At 61.5% G+C, this 20,137-nt stretch carries 13 protein-coding genes; 5 read left to right on the top strand and 8 right to left on the bottom strand.

Translation table 11 applies throughout. The features are described 5' to 3' along the window. Positions 1-3 precede the first annotated feature (3 nt). From ESZ53_RS12860 to ESZ53_RS12845, 4 genes are all read right to left on the bottom strand, one after another. Positions 4-675, bottom strand: a complete 672-nt coding sequence (locus ESZ53_RS12860; RefSeq protein WP_129073190.1) for a GntR family transcriptional regulator — start codon at positions 673-675, stop codon at positions 4-6. A gap of 146 nt (positions 676-821) precedes the next feature. Beyond that, a complete protein-coding gene (locus tag ESZ53_RS12855; protein ID WP_129073189.1) occupies positions 822-1,784 on the bottom strand; it encodes an NAD-dependent epimerase/dehydratase family protein in 963 nt (320 codons plus the stop codon). Beyond that, complete coding sequence (locus ESZ53_RS12850) at positions 1,781-2,740, bottom strand: bile acid:sodium symporter family protein (RefSeq protein WP_129073188.1); 960 nt, start codon at positions 2,738-2,740, stop codon at positions 1,781-1,783. The genes ESZ53_RS12855 and ESZ53_RS12850 overlap by 4 nt, the downstream gene beginning before the upstream one ends. Further along, the gene (locus ESZ53_RS12845; protein ID WP_129073187.1) at positions 2,737-4,101 is read right to left on the bottom strand and encodes an NAD(P)/FAD-dependent oxidoreductase; all 1,365 of its coding nucleotides are present in this window, start codon (positions 4,099-4,101) and stop codon (positions 2,737-2,739) included. The genes ESZ53_RS12850 and ESZ53_RS12845 overlap by 4 nt, the downstream gene beginning before the upstream one ends. Positions 4,102-4,297: 196 nt before the next feature. On the opposite strand from ESZ53_RS12845, the gene ESZ53_RS12840 reads away from it, so the two are divergent. Further along, entirely contained in the window at positions 4,298-6,610 is a 2,313-nt protein-coding gene (locus ESZ53_RS12840; protein ID WP_129073186.1) for a glycosyltransferase family 2 protein, read from the top strand. Beyond that, a complete protein-coding gene (locus ESZ53_RS12835) occupies positions 6,607-8,202 on the top strand; it encodes a chitinase (RefSeq protein WP_129073185.1) in 1,596 nt (531 codons plus the stop codon). Before ESZ53_RS12840 ends, ESZ53_RS12835 begins: the two co-directional genes overlap by 4 nt. 84 nt (positions 8,203-8,286) lie before the next feature. Here the strand turns inward: ESZ53_RS12835 and ESZ53_RS12830 are convergent, their stop codons facing one another. Continuing rightward, a complete protein-coding gene (locus ESZ53_RS12830; RefSeq protein ID WP_129073184.1) occupies positions 8,287-9,960 on the bottom strand; it encodes an ABC transporter ATP-binding protein in 1,674 nt (557 codons plus the stop codon). Positions 9,961-10,013: 53 nt separating this feature from the next. Between ESZ53_RS12830 and ESZ53_RS12825 the strand changes: the two genes are divergently transcribed. Continuing rightward, a complete protein-coding gene (locus ESZ53_RS12825) occupies positions 10,014-10,622 on the top strand; it encodes a PH domain-containing protein (RefSeq protein ID WP_129073183.1) in 609 nt (202 codons plus the stop codon). Between the two features lie 11 nt (positions 10,623-10,633). Here the strand turns inward: ESZ53_RS12825 and ESZ53_RS12820 are convergent, their stop codons facing one another. From ESZ53_RS12820 to ESZ53_RS12810, 3 genes are all read right to left on the bottom strand, one after another. Next, on the bottom strand, positions 10,634-11,764 hold the full coding sequence (locus ESZ53_RS12820; protein ID WP_129073182.1) for an ABC transporter permease: 1,131 nt from the start codon (positions 11,762-11,764) through the stop codon (positions 10,634-10,636). 2 nt (positions 11,765-11,766) lie between these two features. Next, complete coding sequence (locus ESZ53_RS12815) at positions 11,767-13,311, bottom strand: ABC transporter permease (protein WP_129073181.1); 1,545 nt, start codon at positions 13,309-13,311, stop codon at positions 11,767-11,769. 122 nt (positions 13,312-13,433) lie between these two features. Continuing rightward, a complete protein-coding gene (locus ESZ53_RS12810) occupies positions 13,434-15,203 on the bottom strand; it encodes an ABC transporter family substrate-binding protein (RefSeq protein WP_129073180.1) in 1,770 nt (589 codons plus the stop codon). 320 nt (positions 15,204-15,523) lie between these two features. Here ESZ53_RS12810 and ESZ53_RS12805 point away from each other — a divergent pair, with 320 nt between their 5' ends. Next, positions 15,524-16,111 (top strand): antibiotic biosynthesis monooxygenase, encoded by a 588-nt coding sequence (locus tag ESZ53_RS12805; RefSeq protein ID WP_129073179.1) that lies wholly within the window; start codon positions 15,524-15,526, stop codon positions 16,109-16,111. 31 nt (positions 16,112-16,142) lie between these two features. Next, positions 16,143-20,093, top strand: a complete 3,951-nt coding sequence (gene hrpA, locus ESZ53_RS12800; RefSeq protein ID WP_210403802.1) for an ATP-dependent RNA helicase HrpA — start codon at positions 16,143-16,145, stop codon at positions 20,091-20,093. Positions 20,094-20,137 lie beyond the last annotated feature (44 nt).

Below are 20,137 nucleotides of genomic sequence, written 5' to 3'. Positions count from 1 at the left end.
CTTTCAGTTGGAGGCACGCAGCGGAGATTCTGCGGCCATGGCTAGAGCGCTCGTGAGCGCGTGATGGAGGTGAACATGAGTGGCGTGCGCGGCAAGCTCAGCGTCGCGAGCGACGATGGCGTGCACGATAAGAAGGTGTTCGCGAGCGGCAGCAGCCAGTCGCTCGGGATTGTCTTTGGCGAGACGACGCACGCGCACCAGATGGGTGCGCAGCGAGTTGAGCGCGCCGGTGAGGTAGTCGTTTTCGACAGCGTCATCGACGGCGGCATCGAAACGACGCACGAGATCGAAGTACGCGCTGCGGTCGCTGTCATCGCCGGCCAGCAGGGCGGGCACAGCGTCGAACTCACGTTCAAGATCAGCGAACGTCGTACCGCTGTGATGCTCAGCAGCCAAACGTACGGCCTTCACTTCGAGCGCTTTGCGCACATCGAAGAGTTCGCGGATGTTCTTCACCGACACATCCGTCACCACGAGTCCGCGGCCACTCTGGCTTGCCACGAGCCCGTCCGTCATGAGCCGCGAAAGGGCTTCGCGTAGCGGAGTGCGGGAGACACCCAGCCGAGCAGCCTGCTCAACCTCACCCAGAATGGTGCCGGGCGCGAGTCGCCATTCGACGATGTCGTCGCGCAAGGCTTGGTAGGCGCGGTCACTGGCTCGTACTGGTGTTGCCATGCGCACCTCCCGAAACCGCGAGCCCAGCGCCGAGACGGTCTAACCCCAGCGCAGGTTTGTATACAAGACTCTCAGTCTAGGCCTGAACAAGGAGAAATCAAGCCTAATTTTGGATGAATTGTATACAGATTCGCCGGGGTGCGGGTTCATCTCTCGTGAGCAGCGCGAGCCTCGAGATACGCAGCGAACGCCTCCCGGCTGGTCTTGCTCGGTCGATAGCCGAATTCGCGCGTGAGAGCTTGATTGGCGAGCACCGGGCGGTAGCGCAAAAACTTCACTTGAGCGGGGCCGTGCGGCGTCAAGCGCACAGCGTGCCCCACCCAGAGCGCAGCCGCGAGCGCCCACGCTGGCACGACGAGCTGCTTCTTTCCGAGTGTCTGAGCGATTTCTTGTGCCGTCACCTTGCCGTCGCCCGCCACGTTGAAGATTCCTGCTGGTCCTCCCGTTGCCGCTTTCACCATCACGGCGACGACGTCATCCACCCAGATGAAGACGAAGGGGCTATCCGAACCGGCGACGGAAAGCAGACGTCGAGAATCCCACAGCGCCGTAATTTGATTCTCCAAGCCCGGCCCGAGAATGGTTCCGATCCTAAAAATGGTCTGCGTGAGCTGGGGAGCCGTGACTCGCAGTTCAGCGAGCGCTTCTTCGACCATTCGCTTGTGGCGACTGTAAGGAAAGTCGTCATTTCCCCGCAGGGGGTCGCTCTCGGTGATCCACGCCGGATTATCGGCGTGATAGCCGTACGTAGCTCCGCTCGATGACACCACCACTCGTGAAACTCCGGCCTCGATACACGCGGCAAAGACCGCCCGTGACCCCTCAACGTCAACCGCGAATTCTTGAGTCACCGTGGTGCTCTTGCCCGGGTTCACGATGGAGGCGAGGTGAACGACCGTGTCGATCTCGTGGCGACGCAGCAGCTCGGGCAGGTCAGGAGCATCCGTCACGTCAACGCGTTCGTACAGCACCCCCGGCAGCCGTACGCCAGGGTTGGGGGCACGAATATCAGCGCTCACGACACAATCAATGGCATCGGATGCAGCCAACCCGGCTACTACCGAGGTGCCCAAGAACCCGGTGCCACCCGTCACAAGAACTCGACTCATGCGTGTGCCTCCGCTTCGCTCGCGGGCTCACCGGAATTCGGCCCCGCAGTGTCTGAGCGGCCCCGAGCCTTCCGACGCCCCCACCATGTGGCGAGCGCGAGCCCGGCGATGATGTCCCAGATACCCCACCATCCCGCCACAACGGCCATTCCGCCTAGTCCCCCAAAGAAGGTGAAGACGAGACCAAGGCCGAGGCCGGCATTGCGAATCCCGACTTCAAAAGTGACCGCTTTGGCTTCGTAGAGAGCGAGGCCACCCAGTCGCGCACTGGCGTAACCGAGACCGAGCGCAACGGCATCGTGCAGGAACACGGCGAGCAGAACGACGCCGACGTAGGCAATAAAGAATGCAAAGTTGCCCGCGAGAGCCGCGATGATGAACCCGAGCAGCGCGAGCAAACTGATCCACTTCACTGTGGGTTGAACCTTCTTAGCGAAGGCAGGCCAGCGGTTTTTGATTGCGAAACCGAGCACGAAGGGCAGGCCAATAATCAGCACGATCTCGAGCAACATTTGCCAGCCGTTGAGGCTGACGTTTTCAAGAATCGCGGATGCGGTGGGATGCCATCCTCCCCACAGCGACAGGTTCACCGGCAGCATGACAATGTAAATCACGTTGGTGACCGCCGTCATAGACACCGAGAGAGCGACGTTGCCCCGCGCTCGATAGGTGAGCACTTGCGAAATGTTTCCGGGCGGACAGCACGCGACGAGAATCATCCCGAGGGCGATTGACGGCCCAACCTGCAGCAAGAGGGTGAGCCCGAACGTGACGGCGGGCAAGAGTACGAGCTGAGCGACGAGTGAGATTGCGAAGGCGCGTGGGGCCTTCAGCACAGCGCGAAAATCTTCGATGCTCGTGTCGAGGGCGATGCCGAACATGATGAGGCCGAGCACAATGCTCAGCGCGATGAGCGAGCCCGGGCTGAAATTCAGAATCGCATCATCGATGGTCATGCCTGTTCCTTAATCTCGCGGGTCCGAGCCTGGCGGGCCTGAGCCTCATGGGCCTTAATCTCACGGGCTTTGCGCGTGAGGGCCTCGCGAGCGTGCTTCACTGCGCGCCGGTAGGCATCTTTGTTGACGTAATACGACATGCGTTCCAGCGCCAAATACTTGTAGCCGCCGGTAAGGTCTGGCCACGGCTGCTCGGCCTGCTCACGAAAGTGAGCCGCGGCGCGGGGAGATTCGTCTTGAGCCGCGAGATAGGCCGCCAGCAGCTCAGCCTGTTCGTAACGCCCCTGCCAACCGATGCCACTCGCCTCAATCATTCCCAAGACATAGAGACCGTTAAAGCTCGGCGGAAAAATGTTGAGATACAACTCCGGGGCGAGGGAAGACCAATTGAGGTACTCCCGCCCCACAAAGGGGTACGCGAGGCTGTAACCGGTTGCCAACACGATGAGGTCGTAGTCAGCCTTGCTGCCATCAGTGAAGTGCACGGTGTTGCCGTCGAAACGTTCCGGTGCGGGCACAATTCGAAGGTCGCCCTGGCCAAGATGGCCCAACACGAGAGTATTCACAATCGGATGCGATTCGTAGATCTTGTAGTTTGCGCGCGGGAACCCGAAGTGCACCGGATCCCCGGTGAACGCCTTCAGCACCCGAGTATCGACGAACTGCTTGATTCGTGCCGGCAGCGGACGCCCCTGATTGAGCGTGTCCGCCGGTTTTCCAAACAGGTAGCGTGGCACGAAGTAGTACCCGCGTCGCACGCTCAGATCGATGCTGTCGGCACGGTGCACGGCATCCACCGCTATGTCGCAGCCGCTGTTGCCGGCGCCGACGATCAGCACCCGTTTGCCCTCAAAAATACGTGCCTTCTTGTACTCGCTCGAATGAATGATCTGGCCAGCAAATTCGCCATCAAACTTCGGGATGCTGGGGTTCGCCAGCGTGCCATTCGCCAAGATCACGCCGTCAAAGCGTTTCGTGCGCGGCACGTAGCCTCGCGTGACGCTCGTGACATTCCACCCGTCGTCGTCGGTGGGCTCGAGCCGTTCTACCGTCGTGTTGAACAGGTATTTCTGGCCGAGATCGAAGCGATCGCTGTAGGACCGAAAGTACGTGCGCAGCTCGCGATGGCTCGGATAATCAGCGGTCGACTGCATCGGCCACTCGCGAAACTCAGTCGTGGTGCGCGACGAAATGAGGTGCGCAGATTCGTACATCGTGCTGCGAGGGTTGTCGATGTTCCACAGCCCTCCGACGTCGGCAGCAGACTCAAAACCGACGTAGTCGATACCCGCCTTATCGAGTGCGCGGGCAGCAGCAAGTCCCGAAGGACCAGCGCCGATGATGGCGATGGTGCGAGGCATACGTTCCTCCCCGGGTGAACAACGTTATTCAAAGCGTTTCCGCAGCTTACTAGACGGCTTTTGGCGAGTAGACCAATTAGTCGAGGCGTAGTCTTTTTTTTGCACGAACCGAACCCAGTGCTAATACTGGGCGTGCAAGATACCCGACGGTGAATACCCGAAACTCGCCGATCTTGCACAAAGGGACCTAACCACCATGCCCAAAAATCCTATGGTTGCGCCTGCCCGGCGTCGCCAGTGGGGTGCTGAATCGCGCCTCGCACCGCTACCCACCGTTCATCCCGCGCCGAGCGATCGCACCATCGCGCTCGCTCGCCTTGCCATTGTCGCCACCGTGGTGTTCTGGCTGACCTACGTGATCTATACGATCCTGCGTCAGTTCATCAACAACGGCACCGAAAGCTTTCGCTTTACTGCTGAAGCGATTTCGTACTTGATCGTGGTGACGTTCTTGACGTTCTCCGCGCTCATGTACCTGATCGCTCGACACGGCGCTTACCAACGCTTCCGAGCGCACGCTCGCGTGCCGCGCGCCGAACTCGATCGGCACTTCGCCGACAACGATGGCTCTATTACCGTGCTGGTTCCCAGCTACAGCGAAGAGCCGGATGTCGTTCGTGCCACTCTCTGGTCCGCCTGCCTGCAGGAATACCCCAGCTTGCGCGTTGTGCTCCTGCTCGACGATCCTCCCTTTCCCGACGACCCGGATGCCGCGGCTCAGTTGTCGAAGTCGCGCCAGATCACTGACGAAATTCAGCGCGAGCTCGCCGCGCCGCGTGCGCGCTTCGCTGACGCACTCGCGACGTTCGAATCTCGGCTGCGTCAGCAACGCCCGTTAGGCATCGCCGAGCTCGAAGATCTTGCCGGCCAATACCAGTGGGCCGCTGCCTGGCTTGAGAATAAAGCGGACAACGAGCAGCGCATCGACCACGTCGACGAGTTCTTTGTCACCCAAGTTCTTCAGGGTCTCGCGGGCGAACTGAACTTGACCGCCGATGCATTGTCGGCGGCTCTCGCCGAGCGCATGGTGCCGCCCGCTACTCGGCTGCACGAGCTCTACCGTCGCCTCGCGCGCACCTTCGATGCCGAGCTCTCCACCTTTGAGCGCAAGCTCTACGCGTCGGTCTCGCACGAGGCCAACAAGGCGATGAACCTCAACGCCTACATCGGTCTCATGGGTGGCAACTACCACCCCGAAGAAACTCCGGACGGCACTGTGCTTCGGCCCGTCGCCCTCGCCGACGCTGGCGACCTGTCCATTCCCGATTCGGAATACCTTCTCACCCTTGACGCCGACTCTCTCCTTTTGCGTGACTACTGCCTGCGTCTGGTGTACCTCCTCGAGCAAAAAGACAACGCTCGCGTTGCTGTCACTCAGACGCCGTACTCCTCATTCCGCGGCGCGAGCACACGGATCGAGCGGCTCGCGGGGGCAACAACCGACCTGCAGCACATCCTTCATCAGGGCAAGTCGTATTACGGCGCCACCTTCTGGGTGGGAGCTAACGCCGTCATCCGCAAGGCTGCTTTGGATGACATTGTCGAGACCGAGACCGAGGGCGGCTTCACCGTCAAACGGTACGTTCAAGATCGCACGGTTATCGAAGACACCGAATCGAGCATCGACCTGGGCACCCACGGCTGGACGCTCGTGAACTACCCCGAGCGCCTCAGCTACAGCGCGACCCCGCCCGACTTCGGTTCTCTGGTGGTTCAGCGTCGCCGCTGGGCCAACGGTGGCCTGCTGATCATGCCGAAACTCATGCGTCAGCTGCGCGAGCGTCGTGCCCGTGGCGAGACTGTACCGTGGACCGAGTTCTTCCTGCGCGTGAACTACATGACGTCGATCACCTGGGCCAGCTTCGGCCTCGTGTTCCTGCTCGCCTACCCGTACGACAGCCGCCTCCTGAGCCCGGTCGTGCTACTCGCCGCGGTGCCGTACTTCTTAGCGATGGGAAGTGACCTTCGCTATAGCGGCTACAAGTTCACCGATATCTTCCGCATCTACGGCTTCAACCTCATCCTGCTCCCGGTGAATCTCGCTGGCGTACTCAAGTCAATTGAGCAGGCCATCACGAGTAAGAAGATTCCGTTCGCCCGCACCCCCAAAGTTCGCAATCGCACCGCAACGCCGCTGCTCTATGTGATCGCGCCGTTTGTGATCATCGGTTTCTCTGCCTTTACGTTCTGGCGCGACTTCAACGCCGGCAACTGGGGAAACGCTGCCTTCGCGGCTTTCAACACGGTGCTCGCACTTCTGGCCGTGATCTCCTATATCGGACTCTGGAACGCCGTTGTTGACATCTGGTTGGGCATCACTCGTCCACTCTTTGTTGAGCGCAAAGCCAAGACACAAAAGGTAGCGCCTGCGCCCGAATCGACCACACTCGATTGGCGCTCCATCCTTTACTACGGAGACGACAGCGGATCGCATCGCAAGGTGCGGGACTCGATCGTTTTCGCCGAAATGCTCCCGCCCATTGACGAAACCAGAGAGGTTCGCTCATGAGTTCTGCTACGCATCGCCTGTCCTTCTGGCGCCTTATTATCGCGCTGATTCTTGCCGTCGGTGTTGCCGCCGGGGGTCTATTCGGCTACCAAGCATGGGCATCAACCCAGGCCGCACCGGCGCCCGACCCGTGGTTCGCGGCGTACGTCGACGTCACGGCCACTCCCAGCTACGAGTTCGAATCTGCCACCAAGGAGAGCGGCCAAGAGGTTATGCTCTCGTTCATTGTCGCGGCGACCGACGACGCCTGCACTCCCACGTGGGGCACCGCCTACACAATGGATGAAGCGGCGGTCTCGCTCGACCTCGACCGGCGCATCGCCCGACTGCAGCAGCAAGGCGGCGACGTCGGTGTCTCGTTCGGTGGGCTCCTTAACGATGAACTTGCGACCGGATGCACCGATCACGACGCTCTCGTCGCGGCGTACAGTTCCGTGCTCGACCGTTACGCCTCCACCACCATTGATCTCGACATTGAGGGCGAAAACCTCAGCGACACCGCTGCCGGTGAACGTCGCGCGGCGGCTATCGCGAGCCTGCAAGAATCGCGCCGTGCCGCCGGCGATGACCTCGCTGTCTGGCTCACCCTCCCCGCCGCCACCTTCGGTCTCACCGAAGACGGCACAACCGCTGTAGCCCAGATGCTCGATGCCGGTGTCGATATCTCGGGCGTCAACATCATGACGATGAACTTCGGTGAGAGCATGGACGCTGGAGAAACGAGCGGCGACGCATCCATTCGGGCGCTTCAAGAAACGCACCGCCAGCTCGGTGTGCTCTATGACCAGGCCGGCATCGAACTGACAGATGCCACCCTGTGGACGAAGCTCGGCGCGACCCCGATGATCGGCCAGAACGACAACGAAGCCGAAGTCTTCACGATGGACGATGCAACCACTCTCAACGAGTTTGCGCTCGAACAGGGCCTCGGCCGGATGTCCATGTGGTCCCTCAACCGCGATACGACCTGCGGCCCCAACTATGCCGACGTCACCCGAGTCTCTGACTCGTGCAGTGGTGTTGCGCAGGGTGATCTCTTCTTCGCTGACGTTCTCGCCGATGGCTTCGACGGCCACGTCGCAACCTCGGCCAAGACCATCACCACCGAGGAACCTACCGATCCTTCGGACCTCGTGGATGACCCGGCAACGAGCCCGTATGCCATCTGGACTGAAGACGCCACCTACCTTGAGGGCACCAAGATCGTCTGGCACCACAACGTCTACCAAGCGAAATGGTGGACCCGAGGCGACCTTCCCGACAACCCCGTACTGAATTCGTGGGAAACCCCGTGGACTCTTGTCGGCCCCGTTTTGGAAGGCGAAACCCCCGTAGAGGTTCCCACCGTACCCGCGGGCACCTACCCTGCCTGGGATGGAACTTCCGTCTACGAAGAGGGTGACCGCATTCTGTTCGACGGAGTTCCGTACGAGTCGAAGTGGTGGAATCAGGGCGACAGTCCGGCCGCATTCTCATCGGACCCCGACGGTACGCCGTGGATCCCACTCACCACGGAAGAGATTCGAGCGATCACCGACCCGGATGCCGCAGAACCGGCGTCCGCTTTAGCTCCGGCCAGCACCGAACGATAGATGTCTCGTTCAGGGCTTGGTTGGTTACGGGAGGCAGGGCGGCGGGACTCGGGTTCGACGCCGCCCTGCTGCCTCCACTAGCCGTTAGGCGCGAGAGGCTTCCCGTTCCGCTCGGCGGCGACGCTGCTCTTCGGGATCGGGCAGCGGCACGGCAGCGATGAGGCGCTGCGTATACGCCTCTTGGGGATTGCGCAGCACTTGATCGCGCGTTCCCTGTTCGACAATCTTGCCGCGGTGCATCACGGCGATGCGGTCGGCCAGAATATCGATCACCGCGAGGTCGTGGGTCACGAATAGGCACGCAAAACCCAGCTCTTTTTGCAGCTCCTGAAAGAGCTCAAGCACCTTGGCCTGCACCGAAACGTCGAGCGCAGACGTTGGCTCGTCGGCGACGAGCAGCTTGGGGCTGAGCGCGAGCGCGCGAGCAATTCCGACGCGCTGGCGCTGACCACCCGAGAGTTCGTGCGGGTAGCGGTTACGCATGTGCGAGGAAAGCTGCACTCTGTCAAGAAGCAGGCTCACGCGGGCTTCCTCATCTTTGCGACTGAAGCCGCCACCGAGGCGCAGCGGTTCTCCGATGCTCTCGCCTATCGGCATCCGTGGGTTCAAGGATGAACCCGGGTCTTGAAAGACGATGCCTATGTCTCGTCGAACGGCGCGCAGATTGCTCTTATTGATGCCCACCATGTTGGTGCCCACGATGTCGAGCGTGCCCTCCACCGCGGGCAGCAGCCCGACGACGGCACGACCGATGGTGGTTTTACCCGAACCCGACTCCCCCACAAGACCGAGCACTTCGCCCTGCCGAATAGTGAGGTTGATGCCTTCGGCGGCACGAAACGCGGGTACCCGGCCGCGCTTGGGGTATTCCACGGCAACGTTAGACATGGTCAGAACAACTTCGCGGTCATCCTTCGAGGCGGATGCTTCGCCGGCTTCACCGAGGTGAGGCACGGCGGCGAGCAGGGCCTGAGTGTACGGATGCGTGGCGCCGGCGAACAGCGAATCTGCTGTTCCCGTCTCCACAACTTCGCCATCCTTCATAACCATCACGCGGTCCGCGAGGTCAGCAACCACGCCCATGTCGTGAGTGATGAGGATAATTGCGCTGTCGAGCTTCGAGCGCAAGTGGTGCAGCAGCTCCAGAATCTCAGCTTGCACCGTCACGTCGAGAGCCGTCGTTGGCTCGTCGGCGATGAGCACGCGGGGGTCGCACGAGATCGACTGAGCGATCATGGCGCGTTGACGCTGCCCTCCCGACAACTGGTGCGGGTAGGAGTCGAATGCCTTCTGCGGGTCGGGCAGTTCCACCATCGTGAGCAGTTCAAGGGCACGTTTCTTGGCATCCACCCGCAGCATGCCGGCGTTGTGCACTTGAAGCGCCTCAACGATCTGAAAACCGATCGTGTACACGGGGTTGAGCGCTGTCATGGGCTCTTGGAAAATCACGGCAATACCGGCACCGCGCAATTGGCGCAGGCGGTGCAGGGATGCTCCGACGAGCTCTTCACCGGCGAGCTTCACACTGCCCGAGATGCGTCCATTCTCGGGCAGGAGTCCGAGTAGCCCCATGGCGCTCGTGCTCTTGCCCGACCCCGATTCGCCCACGATGGCGAGAACTTCGCCGCCCTGGAGCGTGTAGCTCACGTTCTTGGCGGCAGTCACCCACTCGCCCTCGACCCAGAAGTCGACGCCCAGGTCGGTGACCTCGATTGCGGGAACCTTAGTGGTAGCCCCAGTAGTTGCTGCTTTAGTCATCAGGAGTCTCGCCTTTCACCCTGGATGCGTGGCTGTCGTGGGAACATGGTTCCGTGTCGCCAAACTTCACCCTGCACTCGCGATTCGGGCGCGTACTTTCGATTGTTGTCATTGCTGCGTTCGCAGCGGGACTTCTGGTCACGGCCGGTCAAGGCCGGTGGCTGGATGCTCTGCAGGTCGCGCCCGTCTTCGGACTGCTCGGCCTGCTCACGTGGGCCATGTTCTGGTGCCCAAACGTTCGCGTCACAGAGTCGGGCGTCACCCTGCGCAACGTGCTGCGCACCATCGAGGTCGCGTGGCCCGAGATTCGCCGTATCGACACCAAGTACGCGCTCACTCTGGAGACCCCGCACGGCACTGTCACAGCGTGGGCCGCGCCCGCTCCGGGCCGTCATGCCGTGTTCAGCGCTGTGCGCCAAGACGGTAAGAACCTGCCCGAATCGAGCTACCTCGCGGGCACGGTGAGACCCGGCGATCTCGTGACGTCGGATTCCGGTCAGGCCGCATTCGTCATCCGCTCCCACTGGGAGCAATTGCGGGATGCCGGTCATCTGGATGCCGCCACCAGCGAGTTCACGAAGTTGCGAGTCTCGTGGCACTGGCGCACTATCGCGGCTCTCGTGGCGCTGACTCTGCTCAGCGTGCTCACAACGTTCAACTAGCTGCACCGCGGTCACTTGTTTGACGTTCCGTCACCGGGACGCGCTCCGGGGCGTGATCCGGGAACGTAGGCCTTGAAGAAGTTGCCGATCTCGGAACCCAGGCTGCGCTGACGCGGCACACGCTTCTGGCGGGGGTCGAACGCATCGCGCAAACCATCACCAATGAAGTTGATGCACAGCGCAATAATCACGATGAACAGACCTGGCCACCAGAACAGCCACGGGCGCGTCTTGAACGCTTCGTTGTATTGGCTAATGATCTGGCCGAGGGAAATATCAGGATCGGTGATGCCGAAGCCGAGGAAGCTCAAAGACGTCTCAAGCAAGATCACGGCGCTCATCAACAGCGTCGCGCTGACCACGATGACACCGACCGTGTTGGGCAGGATGTGGCGGAAGATGATGCGGAAGTCGCTGGCACCCGCCACCCGTGCTGCGTCCACGAACTCACGCTCGCGCAGGCTCAGGAATTCGGCGCGCACGAGTCGTGCCATGCCGGTCCACGCAATCAGCCCAATCATGACGGCGAGCAAGAACGCATCGCCACCGATCGTCTGGCCGAGAACGGCACCCAGGATAAGTAGCGGCACGATGATGATCACGTCGGTGATGCGCATGATGACCTGGTCAACCCAGCCGCGGTAGTACCCCGCGAGGGCTCCGAGAACGACGCCGATGACAGTCGAGATGATTCCGACGATGAAGACAACGTTGAGCGACTGCTGCATGCCGCGCATCACACGGGCAAAGACATCCTTACCCGTGTTGTCCTGGCCAAAGGGATGCTCGCCAAAGGTGAATGGCCACCACGTGAAGGTCGGAGCGCCGCCGGGGAGCATGATGTCGTAGCGCTCCCACCACGTGGATCCCCACCAACCGGGGATGCGGAAACCATCGACGATAAGACGTGTACCGGTGAGGTCTGGTGTGAGCTTTCCGGTGCCACCAATCACGGTGCCCACCGAGGTGAACGCGAGCAGCACAAGAAAGAGCAGCACGAAGACCGAGACAACGGCACCGCGGTGCTGCAGGAAGCGGCGGCGCACAATCGCGCCCTGGCTCAGACCGACCGTGGCTCGCTGTTCAATGCTGAGCTCTTGGCCCACCGATTGTTCGTCGGCGATGGGGTTCTTATCGGTCATGATCAGCTCACCCGAATTCTGGGGTCAAGGGCCGAATATAAGAGGTCGGCAATAACGTTGAAGATAACGGCGAGGATGCCCGTGACGAGAAAGAATCCCATCACGAGGTTCACGTCGATGCGGTTGAGCCCCTCGCTGAAGAGCGAACCCATCGCCTGCCAGGCGAAGACTCTTTCTGTGATTACGGCTCCACCGATCACCGCCCCGAAGTCGAGCGCGATGATGGTCGCGATCGGGATCATGGCGTTGCGGAAGGCGTGACGCATCACCACGGTGCGTTCGCCGAGGCCCTTGGCACGCGCCGTGCGCACGTAGTCCTGGTTCATGACGTCGAGCAGACTGGCGCGAGCGTAGCGCGTGTAAGCCGCCAGCGAGATGATCATGAGCGCGATGGTGGGCAGCAGCATGTGGGTCAGCGAGTCGAGCATGTTGAGCCAGGTGTCATCCACGCGGCGGATGGCGGGAGTCGAGGCACCGATCGTGGCGATCACACCGTTGCTGAGCGGGATGCGCGCCACGTACTCATCCCAGCGGATGAACATCTGGTCGAGCACGAGCGGGATGATTCCCAAGCCACCGACGATGGCCGTGGTGCGAGCTACGACGGCCTTGCCATCACCACCGACGAAGAAGCCGACGAGGAGGCCGAGCCCCACCATGATGGCGAGGACGAGCAGCACAGTCCACGGGCTGTTGACGTAGTAGAAGAGGAACTGGAACGGCCAGCTCAGGATGACGGTCAGCACCACGATGATTCCGACCGCGAGCAGGGCCCGCCGGTTGTGGAAGCCAGTGGAGGCGAAGAGCACGACCGCGCCCGTAGCCACGGACATCAGCGCGATTCCGACGAAGCCGATCGAGGGGCTTTCAAACCAGCGCGTGACATCGAGAAGGATGAGCAACGCAGCAATACCGCCGCCGACGCTGACGAAGGAGATGACGCGCGTTCGCAGCTCGCCGCCGACGACGGAGGAGGCGATGAAGCCCATCACGAGCCCGATGATGAGTATCGACCACCACGGTATGACGGGGTCGCCGAGGAACGAGTTGAACTGAATAGCGCCGAACTCTTTGAGGAGCACCGCGACCCAGAAGATGGGCAGCGAGTAGAAGACAAAGGTGAGGAACGTGACGACGTAGTCGTAACCGCTGTACTGGCGAAGCGCGGTGGTCATTCCGATGGCGACACCGATCACGATCGCGAGAATCGTGGCGGCGAGCACGAGTTGAAGCGTGGAGCCGAGCGCTCCACCAATGGCTTCGATCACGGGCTGCTGGCCGCGGGCGACAGAGATGCCGAGGTCGCACTGGCCGATGAAGCACGCCCCTACTCCTCCGAGCCAGGAGAAGTAGCGCAGCACGGGAGGCTGATCGAGGTTAAGCAGGCCACTCAAGTACGCAATTTGATCTTGAGCGCTGGGATCTCGACTGCCTCGAAGATCTCGAAGCGGATCACCGGAATTGGCGGTTAGTACATAGACGATGAATGAAGCCACGAGGAGAACAAGAAGAGTGGCTACAAGGCGTCTGGCGACAAAGGTCAGCACCGGAGATCCTCATTTCGGGGGCGTGCACAACAGAACAAAACAGTGCCGACGAGCGGCATGACGACGGACTCACAAGTGGGCCGGGCGTGAAGCCCGACCCACTCGTGAGCGCTACCGAGGAATTACTCGGAGTCGGCCGGTGCCCACTCCCAGAAGTTCCAGAAGTAGGTCGGCGACAGCGGACTCGGGTCCACGTTCGTCACTGAGTTGTTCCAGACGGTGATTCCGGGGAACTGGAAGAGGGTGACGCCGTACGCGTCTTCCCAGACCAGCTTCTCGACCTCAACCTGGATCTCGGTCTGAACCTCGGGGTCCAGCTCGGTCTCAAGGTCCTTGAGGAGTCCGTCTACCTCGGTGTTGGAGTATCCACCGAAGTTGCTGGGCTGGCCGCTACCGAGGTACTGGTCAGAACCGGTGAGCGCGAGGCTCGTCGACTGCCACCCGAAGATAACCGCGTCGTGGGGGTTGATCGGCAGTGCTTCCTTGTCGGTGAATGCCCACGTGGGCTCCGAGTCGTCAACAACCGTGAAGCCGGCAAGAGCAGCCGACTGCTGGATGAATTCGAACTCCGATGCACGACGAACGTTGCCCTCGGGGTACCAGAACTTGACCTCAACCGGAGTGGTCACCCCAGCGTCAGCAAGGAGCTTCTTGGCGCCATCGATGTCGACCTCGGCGTAGCCGTCCGAACCGTTCGAGGATGCGATCTTGTCATAGCCGGGAGCACCAGGAATTTGGAGTACCGAGTCACGCAGAGTGGCATTTTCATTGAGCGGGGCGATCAGCTTGTCGAGGATTTCTTGACGGGGAATGATCTTCAGGAAGGCCTGACGAACTGCCTTTGCCGTCGCTTCGTCTCCGCCATAGGTGGCGGGGTCGAAAGGACCACCGTTGTTGAACGTGAGGTCGATGTGCTCATACGTGGCCTCATCACCAGTGACGTACTCAGCGTTACCCAAGCCCTTGACGAGCTCAAGCACGTCGGGAGTCGGCTGGCCGGCGGCGATCTGAACGTCACCATTCTCGATGGCCTGCACCTGAGCGGTCGAGTCTTCGATCTGACGGACGATGATGCGTTCGTACTTGGGCGACGGACCCCACGTGTAGAGCGGGTTGGCCTTGAGCGCAACGTACTCGTTCTCTACGAGTTCGTCGAGAACGTAGGCACCGCTCGAGAGAGCGACGAGTTCGTTGTCGGGAGTGCTCGGCGCTTGGTAAGCGTCGTTCCACGCCTTGGCGACCGGAGTCAGCCACTCGACGTCGTCGTTCTGAACTGCCTCGACGAACATCTTCTTGGCTTCCTCAGGATCAGTGATCTCGGGGTAAGCCAGCTCTACGACACCGTGAGCGGCAACACCCATGTCGAACTGGAGCTCCCAGTCAACGTAGGCCTTGTCGTACACGATCGTGATGCTCTTGTCGTCGATCTCCGGCAGAGCCGAAGCGAGGTCACCACGCGGGTTGGCGTGGGTGAACAGCGGAGCACCCTCAGCATCCTCAACGCCGGCGAAAATGGTAGTCCAAGCGAGCAGCAAGTCAGCGGAGTCGATGGGCGTTCCATCAGACCAGGTGACGTTGTCGTTGAGGGTGTACTTGACCGTCAGTGGGTCATCGCTGGTCTTCTCGAAGGAACCGAAGTCGGTGTTACGAACGAGAGCAGGTTCGCTGTTGTAGTACAGGAATGTCGAGTTCATCATGTACAGCACAACATTGTTCGCCGTGTTGTTACCTGCTGCACTGCTTCCGTTGAAGTTGTCGATCAGGTCATTCCACGCCACCGTGATTTCGGTATCGGCGATAACTTCTGATTCATACGGCGGAGTACACCCTGTTAGGGCGAGGGCTCCAGCCGCGAGTACAGCTATAGCAGCTGAGACGCGCTTCTTCTTCATCTTTCCTCCAGTAGAAAGGTGGTCGAAGGGACGGCGTAGACCAATCCCATGGCCGCCATTACACCGTATTCCTGAACGTGAGAGCAATAGAAACTGACGATTAGCACAATTCGCAACAAGAACGACGGATTCCTGCGTGGATTACTGTGTCTACCCCACAGTGGGGGTAACGATCGGGTGACGGAGATTAGCAGTTTTCGCGTTGCGAGAACTTAACATATGCACAGGCTCGAAGCCGCGCATCCGACTTAGAATTGAAACCCGCGAAGCCCACACCGGACGTCACTGTTGCCGCTGGACAACAGAGAAGGAGGGCGCTCATGTCGCCCGAAAATGCCCCGATCACGATCTCGATCGAACGCACCGTCGACCCGGCCCGCATTGCGGAAGCCACCGCCTGGATGCAAACCGGCATTAACCTTGCCACCAGCTATCCCGGCTTTCTCGGCTCGGGTTGGGTGCGCGCTGGCACCAACAGCACCACGTGGCACATGCTGTACCGATTCGCGGATGACGCAGCGCTCTTGCACTGGGAGCAATCGCCCGAACGCGCGTGGTGGCTGCAGAGCGGCAGCGGGTTCGTGCACGATCAGCGCACCGAACGCCGCACCGGAATCGAAGGCTGGTTCGATGAGCCAACCGAGGTCACCGTTGAACAGGCGGGCCTCGTTTCGCCCGTGCCCGCCGCTCCCCCGCGCTGGAAGCAAGCCGTGACCATCTGGCTGGGTTTCTTCCCGCTCAACCTTCTCTTCACTCTGCTCGTGACGATGCTGGTTCCCGGCTGGGATGCGCTGCCGATCGTCGTGCGAGTGCTCCTCACGACGCTCTGCCTGACGCCGATCATGACGTACGTCTTGCTGCCCGGGGTCACGCGGATGCTGCGACGCTGGCTGTCACCGAGGCCCTAGTCGACGCCCACACCGCGTAAGCTGAAGGGCTATGTCTGCCTCCGACGTTCACTCCGCCAGCACTGCATCCTCCGCGCCCGCTGACGTTGTTGTGACGTACCCGCCCGAGCTGCCCGTCAGCCAGCGCAAAGATGACATTTTGGCGGCCATCCGCGACAACCAAGTCGTGATCATCGCGGGAGCGACCGGTAGCGGAAAAACCACCCAGCTACCCAAGATTTTGTTGGAACTGGGTAAGACATCCATCGGGCACACGCAGCCGCGAAGGATCGCCGCGCGCACGGTGGCCGAGCGCATCGCCGAAGAGCTCGGCACCGAAATGGGTGACCTCGTCGGTTACCAAGTGCGTTTCACCGACCGTGTGGGCAAAAACACGCGTGTGAAGCTGATGACCGACGGCATCCTGCTGAATGAGATTCACCGCGACCGCGACCTCAAAAAGTACGACGCGATCATCATCGACGAGGCCCACGAACGCAGCCTCACCGTGGACTTCTTGCTCGGCTACCTCAAGCAGCTGCGCGCCCGGCGCCCGGATCTCAGCATCATCATTACGAGTGCCACGATCGACCCCGAGAGCTTCTCGAAGCACTTCGATGGCGCGCCGATTATTGAGGTTTCTGGCCGCACCTTCCCGGTGGAGATTCGGTATCGCCCGCTCGTCGCCGAAGAAAACGTTGGCGACGATCTCGAATCCGAGGACGCCGAAGAAGCTGCCGCCAACCGCGCCGATCGCGACTACTTGGAGGGCATCAACGACGCGCTCGACGAGCTCTCCCGCGAGAGCGACGGCGACGTGCTTGTGTTCCTCTCGGGTGAAACCGAGATTCGGGATGCCGAAGAGGCGATCCGCGGCCGTATCAACGCGGGCAAGCTCTCCGAAGGCACCGAGGTGCTCCCCCTTTACGGTCGCCTGAGCGCCGCCGAGCAACACCGGGTCTTCGAGTCACGGCGCACTCCCGGCACGCGGCGCCGTATCGTGCTGGCCACCAACGTGGCCGAAACCAGCCTGACCGTTCCCGGCATCCGCTACGTCATTGACGCCGGAACCGCGCGCATCAGCCGGTACAGCACGCGCGCCAAAATTCAGCGCCTGCCGATCGAAGCGATCAGCCAGGCCAGCGCCAACCAACGTTCGGGGCGTTCCGGACGAACGAGTGACGGTATTGCGATCCGCCTCTACTCCGAAGAGGATTTCAACGCGCGGCCCGAGTTCATGGAACCCGAGATTCTGCGCACCAACCTCGCCGCGGTCATCCTGCAGATGGTGTCGCTCGGCCTCGGCAACATTGCCGAGTTCCCCTTCTTGCAGCCGCCAGACTCGCGCGGCATCAAAGACGGTCTCGACCTGCTGACCGAGTTGGGTGCCGTGGAAAACACTGCGGGCATCCGCAGCACGAAAACGTCGTCGAGCGCTAACGGCCCGCGCACGGGCGCAAGCAGCAAGGACGCGAAAGATGCTGCCCCGCGCATCACCCGCATCGGCAAGCAACTCACGCAGCTTCCCATCGACCCTCGCCTCGCGCGCATGGTGATCGAATCGAAGCAGCACAGCACGACGCGCGAAGTCATGGCGATCGTCGCCGCGCTCAGCATTCAAGACCCCCGCGAGCGCCCCCTCGATAAACGCCCGCAAGCCGACCAGCAGCACGCGCGCTTCATCGACCCCACGAGCGACTTTCTCACCCTGCTCAACCTCTGGAACTATCTCGAAGAGAAGCAGAAAGAGCTCTCGGGCAACCAGTTCCGACGAATGTGCAAGAACGAATACCTCAACTATTTGCGGGTGCGCGAATGGCACGACGTGTACCGCCAGTTGAGCCGGATGGCCAAGCCGCTTGGGCTGGTTATTGGCGACGCGCACTCGAACCCCGACGGCATCCATCGCTCGCTGTTGGCGGGTCTTCTCAGCCACATTGGCCTCAAGGACGTCGCGAAGCGCGACTACATTGGCGCGCGTCAAACCCGCTTTGTCATCTTCCCCGGCTCGGCCCTCGCGAAGAAACAACCCAACGCGATCATGAGCGCCGAGCTCGTGGAAACGAGCAGGCTCTTCGCTCGCACGAATGCTGCCATCGATCCTGTCTGGGCCGAAAAGCTTGCTGGCGATCTCGTGAAGCGCAGCTATTCCGAACCGCACTGGGAGAAGAAGCAAGGTGCTGCCGTAGCGTTCGAACGCGTCACTCTCTATGGCGTAACGCTTGCCGCCCGCCGGCGCATCCAGTTCTCCCGCGTCGATCTGCCTGCAGCCCGCGAATTGTTCATTCGCCACGCTCTCGTGGAGGGCGAAGATGACCTCACCAAGCGCGACAAGCGGGTGTGGGGCTTCGACGCCTCCAACCGCGCGCTGCGTCGAGACCTCGAACAGCTCGAAGAACGCAGCCGCCGTCGCGACATTCTGCACGACGACGAAACCATCTTCGAGTTCTACGACAAGCGCATTCCCGCCACCGTCGCCTCCGTTCGTGATTTCGAGGGCTGGTGGAAGAAAGCGCGCCACGATTCCCCCGACCTGCTCACGCTCACCACGAATGACCTGCTCGAGAACGCGGATGACGCTGAAGTCGACGACACCGCCTTCCCGACCACGTGGGTGCGCGGCGATCAAACGCTGAGCCTCACGTATCGCTTTGAACCCGGAACCGACGATGACGGCGTCACCATCGCGGTGCCGCTCCCGCTGCTCGCCGGGCTGCGCCCCGAAGGCTTCGACTGGCAGGTTCCCGGCCTGCGTGAAGAACTCGTGACTGCGCTGATCAAGTCGCTGCCGAAGCCGATCCGTCGCAACGTCGTGCCCGCCGCCGACTGGGCCCGGCGTCTGCTCGAGAGCGTGCCGGACGATCCGGCGACTGCCGCCCTCGACGACGGCCCCGGCCTGACTGATTATCTCGCCAAAGAAATCGCTCGCCTGACCTATGTGAAGGTTGCGGCATCCGACTTCGATCTCGATCGCGTGCCCCCGCATCTCAAGGTCACCTTCGCCGTGATCAACGAGCGTGGCAAGAAGGTCGGCGCCAACAAGTCACTGCGCAGCCTGCAGGCCAGCCTCAAGCCGGTCGCCCGCGAGAGCGTCGCGCGGGCCGTTGAAGGCGCCGCACCGCCTGCAGGCGGCCGCCCGGCGGAGACGCTCGAACGCTCCGGCATCACCGCGTGGGATTTCGGCACGCTCGATCGCTCTCGCGACACCAAGCACGGTGGCAACACGATTCGGGCCTACCCCGCGCTCGTGGATGTCGGCGACTCGGTTTCGATTCGCCTCATGTCCACTCCCTATGACCAGGGCATTGCCCATCAGGGCGGGGTTCGTCGTTTGTTGTTGCTAGCGATCCCCTCGCCGCTCGGGTACATCAACGAACATCTCACGGGCAACGAAAAGCTCGTGCTAGCGCAGAGCCCGTACCGCTCGACGAACGCCCTCTTCGACGACTGCTTGCGCGCCTGTGTCGACTCCGTAATCGGCGATCGCGAGGTGTTCGAACAGGCCGAGTTCGAGGCGCTGCGTAACGAAATTTCGGCAGGGCTGGTGGACTCGCTCTTTGCAACGGTCTCCCTCGTGGCATCCATAGTGTCGGGAGTTCGACTGGCCGATAAAGCCATTCGTGCCGCGACCAGCATGCATCTGATTGCACCCCTCGGCGATGCGCGCGAACAGCTTGATGCACTCGTGTTCCCCGGCTTCGTTTCGGCGACAGGACTCACCCAACTGCGCCGCCTCCCCGTCTACCTCAAGGGCATCGAGCACCGCGTCACGAAGCTCACCGAGAACCCTGGCCGCGACCGCGGGTGGATGTCCGAAGTCGAGTTGGCGACCCGCCGCTACAAGGACGCGGGCGGCACGCTGCCGCTGGAGCAGCATCCCGAACCGCAGATTGCCCGCGCCCGGTGGATGCTCGAAGAACTGCGCTTGAGTCTCTTCGCTCAGCACCTCGGAACGGCCGAATCGGTGAGCCTTCAGCGCATCGCGAAGGTGCTCGCTTCCTGAAGCCGTATTTTCAGCCTCAGGAGGCTCCCACCGGCTACTCTTGA

Source organism: Salinibacterium sp. UTAS2018 (assembly GCF_004118935.1).
Classification (GTDB): domain Bacteria; phylum Actinomycetota; class Actinomycetes; order Actinomycetales; family Microbacteriaceae; genus Rhodoglobus.
The sequence above is the reverse complement of the archived record's forward strand: the minus strand, read 5'-3'. Positions and strand labels throughout refer to the sequence as shown.